Genomic DNA, 14059 nt, shown 5'->3' with positions numbered 1-14059 from the left:
TCGATGAACGAAGCGGCTGCGCTAGCGCGGTTTGAGGAGCGCCCGCGCGAACTGCGTCGTGGTGCGATCCTGCTGCGGGAGAACGATCCGCAGTCCGAACTCTTCATCCTCCAGCGCGGCATGGCGATGAGCTATGTGCTGCTCGACGACGGCAGCCGCCAGATCCTCCGCTTCCTCTATGCCGGCGACATGCTGGCGGTGTCCGCGCTCGTCTATCGTGACTCGCCCGAAACGGTGGTCGCGCTGACCGATTGCACGGTGTGCCCGTTCGATCGCGCGGCGATGACCGCACTGGTCACCGATCATCCGCGGCTGTCGGCGATCATCATGGTGATGAACCAGATGGAGAAGGTGGCGCTGACCGACCGGCTCGCCGCGCTCGGCCGCACCTCGGCGAAGGCGCGGATCGCGGCGCTGCTGATCGAGATGCGCAACCGGATGCGGCTGCGCGACCAAGCGCTCGGCAACAGCTTCACGCTCGGGTTGACCCAGGAGGAGATCGGCGACGCCACCGGGCTCACCGCGGTGCACGTCAACCGGATGCTGCGGCAACTGGAAGAGGACGGCCTGATCCGGCGCGAGGCGGGCCGGGTGACTCTGCTCAACGAGGTGCAATTGGCGCAGGCGGCGAATTACATCGACCGGTTCGACGGTCTCGACCTGCGCTGGTTGCCACCCGCCCGGTAGACTCTCGATCCTCCCCCGCCAGGGGAGGTGGCACCGAAGGTGACGGAGGGGAGGTATGCGCCAACCCTCGCTCCGTATCCGCCCCCACCGTCTGGCAAGGGCTAGCCACCTCCCCTGGCGGGGAGGATCAGAAGAAGTGACGGATCATCTCAGAGCGTCAGGCTCACGCCTTCTCGAGCGTGCACTGCAGCGGATGCTGGTTCTGGCGGGCGAAATCCATGACCTGCGACACCTTGGTCTCGGCCACCTCGTAGCTGAACGTACCGCAGACCCCGACGCCCTTCTGATGCACATGGAGCATCACGCGAGTCGCCGCCTCCATGTCCATCCGGAAGAAGCGCTGGAGGCACAGCACGACGAATTCCATTGGCGTGTAATCGTCGTTGAGCATCAGCACACGGTACGGCGTCGGCTGTTTGGTCTTCGCGCGCGTCTTGGTCGCAACGCCGGCGCCAGTGCCGTCATTGCCATCCTCGCCACCATCGTCGCGGCGCTCGGCCATCATCGCGGCCAGCTTCAATTCGGGGGTCAACACCATGCTGCCAAAATATGGCATGCCGGGGGCAAGGGCAAGGGGGCGCCCGGACACGTCGCACAAAATCCACAAACGAAAAGGGGCGACCGTCGCATGACGGCCGCCCCTTTCGTATCGCACTACCCGAAGGCGGCGCGCAATCGACTTACGACGAGACCTTCATCTTGTCGGTCGCGACCGCAACGCGGTTCGAGATCGGCTGCGCGAACTCGCCGAACATCTTCAGCATCCGCTCAGTCGAGCGCGAACCCTCGGCGATCATCGTGTCGAACGCCGTGCGCGCGTAATCGCCCTGGAGCTTCATGAACTCGGTCGGCGACTTGGCGGCGGCGAGCGTCTTGGCGGCTTCGGTCGCGCTCTCGAACGAGGTCTTGGCGTACTCGGCGGCTTCCTGCCCGAGCGCCTCGACGTTCTTCGCGGCGATCTTCGACGATTCGACCAGCGCCTCGATGTTGCCCTTGCCGAATGCGACGAAATCTTCCGCCATCTTCGCCGACTTCTCCATCGCGCCCTTAGCCTGCTCGGTATACTCGGCGGTGTTCGCACCCGTGAACAGGGCCTTGGTCTTCTCGGTGATGCTCTGGATCGTGTCCATCGTGGCGTCCTTTGTTTCGCTAGCTGGGGTCCCCGTCGGCGCGGTGGCCGGAATCGGGGCGGGAATGTCCGGGTGCGGCGATACAAAAGCAGCCGCGAGAGGTTGAGGTGCCGACGTCTTGGCGATCGGCTCAGGTGCCGGTTTCGCCGGCTTGGCGACAGTCCGGGCGGAGGCTTTGGCGGTCGCGGCCTTTACGGCAGCCACCGGTTTCGCGGCGGCGGCAAGCTTCGAACCGGCCTTGGCCGTCCGTTTCACGATATCCACCATCCACGCACTCTCTTCGGAGTTATGTCGCGGTCTTTGTACACGATTCGTGGCACTGCACAATTAAATTGTGCAGTGCACCATGACGTTAACGGAAGGTAGCGCTATCGGGTTTTGACATAATCGCCAGGGGCATCGCCAAGTGCCGCAAGCGCCCCCGCGCCGGGCTGCCTAACCCCTTCCGCGGAAACGGTTTTAGGATCCACGGCGCGCAACCACTCGATCCAGTCGGGCCACCAGCTTCCTTGGTCTCCGTCGCCCCCGCGACGAAGTCGTCCAGCGTCGTATGCGCGGAGGAATTGGTCCAAAACTGATACTTCCCCGCGGCTGGAGGATTCACGACCCCGGCGATGTGCCCCGATCCGGCCAGCACGAACTTCAACGGTCCGGCGAACAGCTGCGTCAGCTTCCAGACGCTTTCCGCCGGCGCGATATGATCCTCGCGCCCCGCCTGGACATAGCTCGGCGTCTTGACCTTGGTGAGATCGAGCGGCGTCCCGTCCACACTGAGCGCGCCCGGCTTTACCAGCAGATTGTCGCGGTATAGGTCGGTCAGATAGCTCAAATGCCATTTCGCCGGCAGGTTGGTCGTGTCGCCGTTCCAGTGGAGCAGGTCGAACGGCACGTAATCCTGCCCCAGCAGGTAGTTCTGCGTGACGTAGTTCCAGATCAGGTCGCGCCCGCGCAACAGGTTGAACGTCGTCGCCATATAGCGCCCGTCGAGGACCCCCTCGGGCGACAGCGATGCGACCATCTTAAGCTGCTCGTCGTCGATGAAATGCTGCAACTCGCCCGCCTGTGCGAAATCGACCTGGGCTGTGAAAAACGTCGCGCTCGCCACCTTTTCCGCCTGCCCGCGTGCGGTCAGCAGCGCGAGTGTCGCGGCCAGCGTCGTTCCCGCCACGCAATAGCCGATCGTATGCACCGCCGGCACGTCGAGCGCGTCGCGGACGGTGTCGATCGCATCGACCTGCGCGCCGACATAATCGTCCCAGACGACATCCTTCATGCTCGCGTCGGCGGATTTCCAGGACACCATGAACACCGTGATGCCCTGCTCGACCGCCCAGCGGATGAAGCTCTTCTCCGGCGTCAGGTCGAGAATGTAGAACCGGTTGATCCACGGCGGGAAAATCACGAGCGGCGTCGCCAGCACCTTGTCGGTGGTCGGGCTGTATTGGATCAGCTCGTAGAGCGGCGTGCGCTTGATCACCTTGCCCGGTGTCATCGCCAGGTTGCGGCCCAGTTCGAACGCACCGTCGGGGGTATGTGTCACCTGACCGCGGGCAAGATCCGCCATCATGTTCTGCAGACCCTTGAGCAGATTCTCGCCGCGCGTTTCGATCGTCTTCTCGATCACCTGCGGGTTGGTCAGCGCGAAATTGGTCGGGCTCATCGCATCGACGAACCCCTTGGTTGCGAACCGCAACTGCTCCTTTGGCGAAGGTCGAGCCCGTCGACCGCCTCGACGCCGCGCAGCATGTGATCGCCGATCAGCTGATAGCTCTGCCGGATCAGGTCGAACACGGGTTCGCGCCACTGCGGCGCCTTGAAGCGCTTGTCAGTTACGGGGGCGGGCTCGGGCGCCTTGGCCGGATCGAGAAACCGCTGCCACAGCGTCAGGCTCTCGGTCCAGAAATCGCGCGCGCGTTCCAGCGTCGCGGGGTCGGTGAAGCCGGGAATGACCGGAATCGTCTCGGCCGGCGGCTGCATCGCGGCGAGCCCCTGCTCCATCATCATCTGCTGCGCACGGCCCATCACCCAGGTCCAATGCTGGAGATCGGGCAGGCTCGGCGCGGAAGGAGTATCGGCCATGGCATCCTCTGATTTTCCTGGAGCTTAACGCAGGTGTAGGTCGAGCGGAAGCGTGGCTGCATCGCCACTACCTGACGCCCCTCCCCCGCCAGGAAGAGGTGGCTGGCCCTTGCCAGACGGAGGGGAGGACACGGAACAGAGGTTTCGTGTGCCTCCCCTCCGTCACCTTCGGTGCCACCTCCCCTAGCGGGGGAGGATTGACCGGATACCCCAGCTTTCGCAGGCGCGACGAATGAGGCGGATGACGCCTCCCCTCACCTGCGGTACAGAACCCGCTCCTCCAGCTTGAGGCTGATCATGTCCGAAGACTTCTACCGCATCAAACGCTTGCCCCCTACGTCATCGCCGAAGTGAACGCGATGCGGGCGGCGGCGCGCGCGGGCGGGGAGGACATCATCGATCTCGGCATGGGCAATCCCGACCTGCCGCCGCCCGAGCACGTCATCGAAAAGCTCGTCGAAGTCGCGCGCAAACCCAGCGCCCACGGCTATTCGCAGTCGAAGGGCATTCCCGGTCTGCGCAAGGCGCAAGCGAACTACTACGGCCGCCGGTTCGGCGTCGACGTCGATCCCGAGACCGAGGTCGTCGTCACGATGGGCTCGAAGGAAGGCCTTGCCAGCCTCGCCACCGCGATCACCGCGCCGGGCGATGTCGTGCTCGCGCCCAACCCGTCCTATCCGATCCACACGTTCGGCTTCATCATCGCCGGTGCGACGATCCGCGCGGTGCCGACCACCCCCGGCGAGGCGTATTTCGAGAGCCTCGAGCGCGCGATGGCGTTCACCGTCCCCGCGCCGTCGGTGCTGGTGATGGGCTATCCGTCGAACCCGACCGCCGAAGTCGTCGACCTCGCCTTCTACGAACGCGTCGTCGCGTTCGCGAAGAAGCACAAGCTGTGGGTGATCTCCGACCTCGCCTATTCGGAGCTGTATTTCGATGGCAAGCCGACCCCGTCGATCCTCCAGGTGCCGGGCGCGAAGGACGTCGCGATCGAGTTCACCTCGCTCAGCAAGACCTATTCGATGGCTGGCTGGCGGATGGGCTTCGGGGTCGGCAACAAGACGCTGATCGCGGCGATGACGCGGGTGAAGTCTTACCTCGATTACGGCGCGTTCACGCCGATCCAGGCCGCCGCCTGCGCCGCGCTCAACGGCCCGCAGGACATCGTCGAGCGCAACCGGCAACTGTACCACAAGCGCCGCGACGTCTTGGTCGAGAGCTTCGGCCGCGCCGGCTGGGATATCCCGTCCCCTCGCGCGAGCATGTTCGCCTGGGCGCCTTTGCCGCCCGCCCTCGCGCATTTAGGTAGCCTTGAGTTCACCAAACAATTGCTGACTCACGCGCACGTCGCGGTCGCCCCAGGGGTGGGCTACGGCGAAAACGGCGAGGGCTATGTGAGGATCGCGATGGTCGAGAACGAACAGCGGCTCCGCCAGGCGGCGCGCAACGTGAAGAAATACCTCCAGTCGATGGGCGTCAACACGCCCGCGCGCGGCGCCGGCTGACCTTCACCAGCGTGGATATCAATCCGTTATATTCGGTGGCCGGCGTGCTCGTCGGCCTTATCGTCGGGCTGACGGGTGTCGGCGGCGGGTCGCTGATGACGCCGCTACTGGTGCTCGTCTTCGGCTTCCACCCCGCCACCGCGGTCGGTACCGACCTGCTCTACGCCTCGGCGACCAAGACGGTCGGGACGACGGTGCATGGCTGGCGCGGCACGGTCGACTGGCGCGTGGTGCGGCGGCTCGCGACCGGCAGCGTCCCCGCGGCGATCGCGACGTTGCTGGTGCTCAACCATCTCGGCGAGAAGTCGTCCGATACCGGCCACGCGATCACCGTAGTGCTCGGCATCACGCTGATCCTGTCGGCGGTCGCGACCTTCTTCCGCGGCAAGATCGTGACGTGGCTGACCCCTCGCGTGGGTACCGTCGGCGGCGAGCGCCAGGCGATGCTGACGATCCTGCTCGGCGCGGTGCTCGGCGTACTCGTCTCGCTGACCTCGGTCGGCGCCGGCGCGCTGGGCATGACCGCCCTCCTGATCCTGTACCCGACGCTGCCGATCAACCGGCTGGTCGGCTCGGACATCGCGCATGCGGTGCCGCTGACGCTGCTCGGCGGGATCGGCCACTGGATTCTGGGCTCGGTCGACGTCGACCTGCTCGTGTCGCTGCTGATCGGCTCGATCCCCGGCATCATCGTCGGCAGCCTGATCGCGACGCGCGTCTCGGACCGCGTGCTGGTCCCGGTGCTCGCGACCGTGCTCGCGATCGTCGGCGTCCGCCTGGTCTTCTGACATGCGGCCCGGCTTCGCCTTCTCGACCAAGTTCCGCGTGCGCTATGCCGAGATCGACGGCCAGCGCATCGTCTTCAACTCGCGCTATCTCGAATATGCCGACGTCGCGGTCACCGAGTTCTGGGAATGGACCGGGATTGCCGAGGCGCTGCCGGAGGTCTGGCCGACCACCGAGTTCAACGTCCGCCGGACCGAGATCGACTACCTCAAGCCGTTCCGCCTCGGCGATACGGTGGAGGCGTTCGTGCGGATCGAGAAGCTCGGCACGACGAGCCTGACGAAGCGCTTCGAACTGGCGCATGCGGAGACGGGTGAGTTGCACACGGTGATCAGTATGGTCAGCGTCCACGTCGATCTGGAAACAGGCCGCCCCGTGCCCCTGCCCGACACGATCCGAACGCTGCTGAAGTCGCTACAAAGCCACTAACACAACGGTCCCCCCTCCCTGAAAGGGAGGGGTAGAGGTGGGTCGGCCCGTTGGGCGAGCGCCGCACCAGCCCCAAGCCGACCCACTCCCAGCCCCTCCCTTCCAGGGAGGGGAGCAGTAGAAAATTACTCCGCCGCCTCAGCCGCCAAACCATCCTCGGCAATTTCCCCAGGCAGCGCCCAGATCAGATCCCCTTCCCCAGCACGCGCCCGTCATGCGCCCGCACCGAGACCGGCTGCAAAGGCCGTCGATCGCGCGCGTCGACCAAAATCGGGAACGCCGGCACGCACGTCTCCCACCGCTCGCCCCATTGCCTGAGCGCGATCATCGTCGGTAGCAGCGCGAAACCCTTGTCGGTCAGACCGTACGCGATCTTGCGCCGGTCCTCCGGAATAGGTTGCCGCGCCAGGATCCCGTGCTCGACCAGCCGCGCCAGCCGGTTCGCGAGGATATTGCGCGCGATCCCCAGTTCCGACTGGAACTCCTCGAAATGATGCAGGCCGTTGAACGCCGCGCGCAGGATCAGGAACGACCAGCGCTCGCCCATCGCCTCCAGCGCGGCGGGCAGGCTGCATTCCAGCAATGGTTCGCGCAATTTGCCCATCACGTCATCCTCGTCCGCGGGCGAGCGTACCGCATAAGCCGCCGAAGCGAAACGCCCCGGTTATCCTGCGTTATATGCCGCCGAGCCAGCGAATGGCTGACGCCCTCCGTGGATGCACCCACTAGATCACAGTGATGCGACGCTTTTTGTTGCCAAAAGTCCCCGCCCGGCCCCATCTATGGCGGGTGCTGCGCCAATATGAACTGGTCGATCGCGTCCTCGACTACGATCCCGACGCCGACGAGGCGCTGCTGAACCGTGCCTATGTCTTCTCGATGCAGGCGCACGGGAGCCAGAAGCGCGCGAGCGGCGATCCGTATTTCAGCCACCCGATCGAGGTGGCGGGCATCCTCACCGACCTGCACCTCGATGCCGAGACGATCGCCACCGCGATCCTGCACGATACGATCGAGGATACCGTCGCGACGCCCGAAGAGATCGAGCGGCTGTTCGGCCCCTCGGTCGCGCGGCTAGTCGATGGCGTCACCAAGCTCAGCAAGATCGAGGCGCAGACCGAGAACGAACGCGCCGCGGAAAATCTGCGAAAATTCCTGCTCGCGATGTCCGACGACATCCGCGTGCTGCTGGTGAAGCTCGCCGACCGCCTGCACAACATGCGGACACTGCACCACATCGCCAAGCCCGAGAAGCGCCGTCGCATCGCCAAGGAGACGATGGACATCTACGCGCCGCTCGCCGAGCGGATCGGCATGTACGAGTTCATGCGCGAGATGCAGTCGCTGGCGTTCGAACAGCTCGAGCCCGAAGCCTCCGAATCGATCAACCGCCGCCTCGAACAGCTGAAAAAGGGCGACGGCGACCGCATCGCCAAGATCGCCTCCGGCCTGAAGCTGGTGCTGTCCCGCGCCGGCGTCGAGGCGGAGATATCGGGGCGCGAGAAGCATCCCTATTCGATCTTCCGGAAAATGTCGGAGCGACACATCAGCTTCGAGCAACTCTCCGACGTGATGGCGTTCCGCGCGATCGTGCCGACCGAGGAGGATTGCTATCGCGCGCTCGGGATCATCCATCAGCGCTGGCCGATGGTGCCGGGGCGGTTCAAGGATTACATCTCGACGCCCAAGCGCAACGGCTATCGTTCGCTGCATACCTCGGTGATCCATGCCGACAGCGCACGGATCGAGATCCAGATCCGCACGCCCGATATGCACGCACAGGCCGAGTTCGGGCTGGCGGCGCACTGGGCGTACAAGCAGCAGATCAACGGCAGCGACCGGCAGGTCAGCTGGATTCGCGATCTCGTCGAAATCCTCGATACCGCCGAAAGCCCCGAAGAGCTGCTCGAACACACGCGGATGGCGATGTACACCGATCGCATCTTCGCGTTCACGCCGAAAGGCGAGCTGATCCAGCTTCCCAAGGGCGCGACCTCGATCGACTTCGCCTATGCTGTGCACACCGATCTCGGCGACCAGGCGGTCGGCGCGAAGGTGAACGGCCGCGTCGTGCCGCTGTCGACGGTGATCGAAAATGGCGACCAGGTGCAGATCCTGCGCTCGAAGGGCCAGTCACCGCAGCCGCAATGGCTGAACGTCGCGACGACAGGCAAGGCGCTCGCCGCGATCCGCCGGCATCTGCGTCAGAAGGAGCGCGTCGAGCAGACCGCGCTCGGCCAGACCTTGTACGAGGATATCGTCACCCGCCTGCCCGCGCAGATCGGCACCGACGCACTCAGCCACGCATTGAAGCGGCTGAAGCTGCCCGATGAATCGTCGCTGATGGTCGCGATTGCGCGGCGCACCCTGTCCGATGCGGCGGTGATGGAGGCGTTGATGCCGGGCTCGGCGGGTGCGGACGTGACGCATGCGCTGGCGCCGCAATCGAGCGCGATCTCGATCAAGGGGCTGACTCCCGGTGTCGCCTACGACCTCGCCACGTGCTGCCACCCGGTGCCAGGCGACCGGATCGTCGGATTGCGTCGGCCTGATGCGGGGATCGAGGTGCATGCGATCGACTGCAAGGTGCTCGCCGAACTCGCCGAGCGCTCGGAGAACGAGACCGACTGGGTGGATGTCGCGTGGGGCGACGAGACCGAGGGCGCCGTCGCGCGGATATCGGTGATGGTGAAGAACGAGCCGGGCTCGCTCGGCATCGTCTCGACGATCATCGGCGGGCACAAGGCGAACATCATCAACCTGCGGCTCGATACGCGTGACAAGAGCTTCCACACCAACGAGATCGACGTCGAGGTGCACGACGTGCAGCAGTTGATGCGGCTGATGGCGGGGCTGCGTGCAGCGGATGCCGTGCATACCGTGGAGCGGGTGTAGAAACATCCGACGATGACGGCGGGCGCGGCGGGCGCTAGACGGGGGCGATGAACCGTCCAGCCCTTTCGATCCCGGCCCTTTCAATCGTCGTCCCCTGCTATAACGAGGCAGCGTGCCTCGACGTCCTGCACGCACGCATTTCCGGGGCGGCGAAAGTCGCGGTCGGCGACGATTACGAGATCGTACTGATCAACGACGGCTCGCGCGACGACAGTTGGGGCGTAATGCAGCGTCTTGCCGCCGCCGACCCGAGGCTGGTGGCTATCAACCTCTCGCGCAACCACGGCCACCAGTTGGCGCTGACCGCGGGGCTCGATCTGTGCGCAGGCGAGCAGATCCTGATCATCGACGCAGATCTTCAGGACCCGCCGGAGCTGCTGTCCGACATGCGCGCGGCGATGGCGGCGAGTCAGGCCGACGTGGTGTATGCGGTGCGCCGCCAGCGCGCCGGCGAGACGGTGTTCAAGAAGGCGACCGCCGCCGCGTTCTACCGGATGCTGACGCGGATGACCGACACGCCGATCCCGCTCGATACCGGTGACTTCCGGTTGATGAGCCGGCGTGCGCTCGACGCGTTCCTGTCGCTCCCGGAACAGGCTCGCTTCATCCGCGGCATGGTCGCCTGGATCGGCTTCCGCCAGGTGCCGTTCCCCTATGACCGCGCCGAGCGGCTGGCGGGCGAGACGAACTACCCGCTCGCGAAGATGATCCGGCTGGCGTTCGACGCCGTTACCGGCTTCTCGACCGCGCCGCTGCGGTTCGCCAGCCATGCGGGGCTCGCGCTGACCGGCGTTTCGTTGCTGCTGTTCGTGTATATCGCGATCGGCTGGCTGTCGGGCAGCGCGGTGCAGGGCTGGACCTCGACGATGCTCGTCACGGTGTTCCTAGGCGCGGTGCAGATGTTCGTGCTGGGGATGATCGGCGAATATCTCGGGCGGTTGTACGTCGAGTCGAAGCGACGGCCGTTGTATATTGTCGCGGATGTGGCCGGGCCGATCCAGGGTAAGGCGACGTTGGGGTTTCGGGCGGAGCCGGTGGACGTGGTGCGGCTGCCTGACGGCTCCCTTCCGGGTCGTCTCGACTGATCCTCACACCACCTCGGCGGAGGCCGGGCTCAGTTGGAAAGGTCGCAGTAACGAAGCGCGGACCTCAGTTGGCCACGTCCCCCAATTGGGCCCCGGCTTTCGCCGGGGTGATGCTTCCCTAAGAAATCCAGCGCGGGTGTCCTTCACCCCCGCCGCACCGGATTTACCGCCAATCCTCCCCTTGCAGGGGAGGTGGCAGCGCGAAGCGCTGACGGAGGGGTGACCTACTCTCGATAGGGCGTCACCCCTCCGTCGCTACGCGACACCTCCCCTGCAAGGGGAGGATCGAGGAGCGTTACCGCGGCACCGCGAGCGTCACGATCGAGACACCCGGCGTCATCGGCATGCGGCCGACCAGATGCCGCTCGAGCCGGAAGATCTTCTCGAACAGCGCATTTACCAGCTTCGGCGGGGGTGAATCGTCGCTGTCGTCGCGCCCGGTCATCCGGCCTGCGATCCGCGCCGCCGCCGCCAGCGGGAACAGCAGCGAGTTGAAGTAACCGAGCTTCTCCGGCTTCAGACCCGCGGTCTCGATCGCCGACTTCAGCGTCGCCTTCGAATAGCGCCGGTGATGGTGATTCACGACGTCGTGCGCGCTCCACAGCCACGCATGCGCAGGCACCGCGATCAGGATCTTGCCACCGGGCGCGAGGCAATCCGCCATTGCCTTCAATGCGGCGACGTCGTCCTCGATATGCTCGACCACGTCGAGGACCGCGATCAGGTCGTAATGTTTCCGCGGCACGCCGGGGAGTTCGGGCAAAGGCGCCGCGCCGACGGGCTTCCCCAGCCGTTCGCTGGCGATCTCGCGTGCCGCCGGATCGATCTCGATCGCGTCGATCTCGCCGAACTCCGCCAGCATCGGCAGGTTGTGGCCGGTGCCGCAGCCAATCTCAAGGATCTTCGCATTCTTCGGCAGTGCGCCGTAGCGGGTCAGGTAATCCGCGAGGATATCGCGGCGGGCGCGGTACCACCAATGCGTGGAATCGTGGGCGGCCATCCGGTCGTAGACGATGCGGTCCATTACTTGTCGGCCCTGCGGTTGGAATTCATGTCAGTTGAAAACCCAAAGACGGTTGAGCACGAAGCTCAGGATAGCGGCAAGAAGAACGGCGGGAATCAGCGGGATCCACGGGTGCAGATGAAGCAGCGCGGTGCCGATCCAGGTGATGACCGCGTTGAGACTCAGCCCCGCGGCCTGGACGATCACAAACTTGAAATGCCGCCCTGCCCCCGGTTCCTTGGCATGGCCCTTGAAGCTCCAGCGGCTGTGCAGGAAGAAGCCTACCACCACCGCGACGGCAAACGCGAACGGCACCGCCGCCACCGCCTGGCGGGGCGGAAAGACATAAGCGGTCAGCGGCAGGTAGACGAGCGAATAGACGACGCTGGAGATCCCGCCGGCGATGCCGAAGCGCACGAGCTGGCCGAGCACGCCGCTCGCCCGCATCTGCTCCATCTGTCGCCAAATCGCCTGCATGCCCGCCTTGTTCTTTACCCTCCGGCGATCGCGCCGGTGCCTTGTTCTTTACGGGCACCGCGATAGAGCGACGCTTGAGATACGCCCGCGCATCTAGAGTGCGTGCGGGCTGGAGGAAAGCGTTTTGGATCAGGCACCACTTCAGCGGCGGACGTTGCTGGACGAACTCGATCGGCATTGGATCGCGCTGACGCTGCTCGCGTGGGTGGCGGTGGCGGCGTGGTCGATGTTCGATCGCTGGGGGCAGATCCGCTGGCTGTCGCTCGGCGATACCGACGACAACATGCGCCTGATGCAGGTCCGCGCGCTGCTCGACGGCCAGGGCTGGTACGATCTGCGCAACTATCGGCTGAACCCGCCGGTCGGGTTCGACATCCACTGGAGCCGGATCGTCGACCTGCCGATCGCGGGGCTGATCCTGTTCTTCCGCCTGTTCGTGGGCAACAGCTGGGCGGAACGGCTCGCGTGCGGGATCGCGCCGTTGCTGCCCCTGTCGATCGCGATGCTGGGGATCGGCGCGACCGTGCGGCGGCTGATCAGCCCTTATGCGTGGCCTTTGGCGGTCGTGATTATGGTCGGTGCTACGGCCACGATGCTGATGTTCATGCCCGAGCGGATCGATCATCACGGCTGGCAGCTCGCCATGCTGAGCCTGACGGTCGCCGGGCTGTGCGATGCGAACGGACGTCGCGGTGGCGCGATGGTTGGACTTGCGAGCGCAGTGTCGCTGTCGATCGGGCTCGAGCTGTTGCCGTATGCCGCAATGGCGGGGGCGATCATCGCCTTGCGCTGGGTGTGGGACCGGTCGGAGGCGGAGCGGCTGTCGATCTATGCGCTGACGCTCGGTGGAGGCAGCACGCTGGGGTTCGCATTGTTCGCGTCGAATGCCAATCAGGCGATGCGGTGCGATGCGCTGACGCCCGTGTGGTTGAGCGTGATGATCGCGGCGGGAATGTTGCTGTTTTTGCTCGCGCGTTTCGGGCCGGCGTCGCGGGGGCTCGGCTGGCTCTGGCGGTTGTTGCGGGGGCGGCGATCGTTGCGGGTTTTGCGGTGGTGTTTCCGCAGTGCCTGGGGCGGCCCGAGGGGATCTCGCCCGAGCTGCAACGTAACTGGCTGGACAATGTCCGCGAGGCCAAGCCGATCTACAAGCATAGTTTCCGGGTCGGGTTCGCATTGGCGACGCTGCCGATCATCGGGCTGATCGGGGCGATCCTTGCGGCCTGGCGGGCGCGTCGCGACGACCGGGCCGTCGGCTGGGCAGCGGTCGCGCTGTTCACCGCGTTCGCGTGCGCGATGTTGCTGTGGCAGGTCCGCGCCGGGCCGGCGGCGCAGTTGCTGGCGATTCCGGGGGCGACCGCGCTCGGGTGGCTGATCCTGCCGCGGCTGCTCGGGAATCGATCGGTGGCGGTCCGGGTGATCGGCACGGTCGGTGCTTTCCTGATCGTGTCGGGCTTGTTCGCCGGGATGGTGATCAAATACCTGCCGATCGACCGACCGAAGCCGTATGAAAAGCGCGTCAATTCGGCGACGGGCAACTGCCTGCGGACGACCGTGCTGCTCGCGCTGGACAAATATCCCGCGCAGACGGTGTTCACCTTCGTCGACATGGGGCCGCGGTTGATTACGATCACGCATCACGACGCGATCGCGGGGCCGTATCACCGCAACGGCGATGCTATCCTAGATGTGCAGCACGCGTTCGGGGGACGCCGGACCAGGCGCATGCGATCATCAAGCGGCACGGCGCGACGATGCTACTGCTGTGCCCGAACGCGGCGGAATCGACCAACTACAAGGCGCGCAGCCCGAAGGGGTTTTACGCGCAGATGGCGAAGAATGAGGTGCCGGGGTGGCTGACGCCTCTGCCGCTGCCGGCGAAGTCGCCGTTGCGATTGTTCAAGGTGGATTGACCTTAGCCCGTCATCCTGACGAAAGTCAGGATCCAGAGCCATTGGCGATACCGCTCTTGGCTTTGGATCCTGG

General features: G+C 65.3%; 9 protein-coding genes and 4 pseudogenes. 7 read left to right on the top strand and 6 right to left on the bottom strand.

Features of this window, described 5'->3' with window-relative positions; translation table 11 throughout:
• Window positions 1-3 precede the first annotated feature (3 nt).
• Window positions 4-687 (top strand): Crp/Fnr family transcriptional regulator, encoded by a 684-nt coding sequence (locus tag AC0IX7_RS16230; RefSeq protein ID WP_471813914.1) that lies wholly within the window; start codon window positions 4-6, stop codon window positions 685-687.
• A 163-nt stretch (window positions 688-850) separates the two neighbouring features.
• Here the strand turns inward: AC0IX7_RS16230 and clpS are convergent, their stop codons facing one another.
• From clpS to AC0IX7_RS16215, 3 genes and pseudogenes are all read right to left on the bottom strand, one after another.
• A complete protein-coding gene (gene clpS, locus AC0IX7_RS16225; RefSeq protein WP_254687073.1) occupies window positions 851-1189 on the bottom strand; it encodes an ATP-dependent Clp protease adapter ClpS in 339 nt (112 codons plus the stop codon).
• A 178-nt stretch (window positions 1190-1367) separates the two neighbouring features.
• Window positions 1368-2072, bottom strand: a complete 705-nt coding sequence (locus AC0IX7_RS16220) for a phasin family protein (RefSeq protein ID WP_471812837.1) — start codon at window positions 2070-2072, stop codon at window positions 1368-1370.
• 113 nt (window positions 2073-2185) lie between these two features.
• Window positions 2186-3896: pseudogene (locus AC0IX7_RS16215) on the bottom strand (PHA/PHB synthase family protein).
• A gap of 297 nt (window positions 3897-4193) precedes the next feature.
• Here AC0IX7_RS16215 and AC0IX7_RS16210 point away from each other — a divergent pair.
• From AC0IX7_RS16210 to AC0IX7_RS16200, 3 genes and pseudogenes are all read left to right on the top strand, one after another.
• Window positions 4194-5401, top strand: a pseudogene (locus AC0IX7_RS16210) (LL-diaminopimelate aminotransferase).
• An 11-nt stretch (window positions 5402-5412) separates the two neighbouring features.
• Window positions 5413-6189, top strand: coding sequence for a sulfite exporter TauE/SafE family protein (locus AC0IX7_RS16205; protein ID WP_471812836.1), 777 nt, complete (start codon window positions 5413-5415; stop codon window positions 6187-6189).
• Between the two features lies 1 nt (window position 6190).
• Window positions 6191-6616, top strand: a complete 426-nt coding sequence (locus AC0IX7_RS16200) for an acyl-CoA thioesterase (RefSeq protein ID WP_471812835.1) — start codon at window positions 6191-6193, stop codon at window positions 6614-6616.
• A 125-nt stretch (window positions 6617-6741) separates the two neighbouring features.
• Here the strand turns inward: AC0IX7_RS16200 and AC0IX7_RS16195 are convergent.
• Window positions 6742-7220: pseudogene (locus AC0IX7_RS16195) on the bottom strand (winged helix-turn-helix transcriptional regulator).
• 185 nt (window positions 7221-7405) lie between these two features.
• Here AC0IX7_RS16195 and AC0IX7_RS16190 point away from each other — a divergent pair.
• Complete coding sequence (locus AC0IX7_RS16190) at window positions 7406-9511, top strand: RelA/SpoT family protein (protein ID WP_471812834.1); 2106 nt, start codon at window positions 7406-7408, stop codon at window positions 9509-9511.
• A 47-nt stretch (window positions 9512-9558) separates the two neighbouring features.
• The gene (locus AC0IX7_RS16185; RefSeq protein WP_471812832.1) at window positions 9559-10596 is read left to right on the top strand and encodes a glycosyltransferase family 2 protein; all 1038 of its coding nucleotides are present in this window, start codon (window positions 9559-9561) and stop codon (window positions 10594-10596) included.
• Between the two features lie 295 nt (window positions 10597-10891).
• Here the strand turns inward: AC0IX7_RS16185 and AC0IX7_RS16180 are convergent, their stop codons facing one another.
• Both AC0IX7_RS16180 and AC0IX7_RS16175 read right to left on the bottom strand, forming a co-directional pair.
• On the bottom strand, window positions 10892-11620 hold the full coding sequence (locus AC0IX7_RS16180) for a class I SAM-dependent methyltransferase (protein WP_132737010.1): 729 nt from the start codon (window positions 11618-11620) through the stop codon (window positions 10892-10894).
• 30 nt (window positions 11621-11650) lie between these two features.
• The gene (locus tag AC0IX7_RS16175; RefSeq protein ID WP_471812830.1) at window positions 11651-12076 is read right to left on the bottom strand and encodes a GtrA family protein; all 426 of its coding nucleotides are present in this window, start codon (window positions 12074-12076) and stop codon (window positions 11651-11653) included.
• Between the two features lie 124 nt (window positions 12077-12200).
• On the opposite strand from AC0IX7_RS16175, the pseudogene AC0IX7_RS16170 reads away from it, so the two are divergent.
• Window positions 12201-13986, top strand: a pseudogene (locus AC0IX7_RS16170) (AcrB/AcrD/AcrF family protein).
• Window positions 13987-14059 lie beyond the last annotated feature (73 nt).

It is taken from the genome of Sphingomonas sp. AC411, from assembly GCF_979253035.1.
The sequence above is the reverse complement of the archived record's forward strand: the minus strand, read 5'-3'. Positions and strand labels throughout refer to the sequence as shown.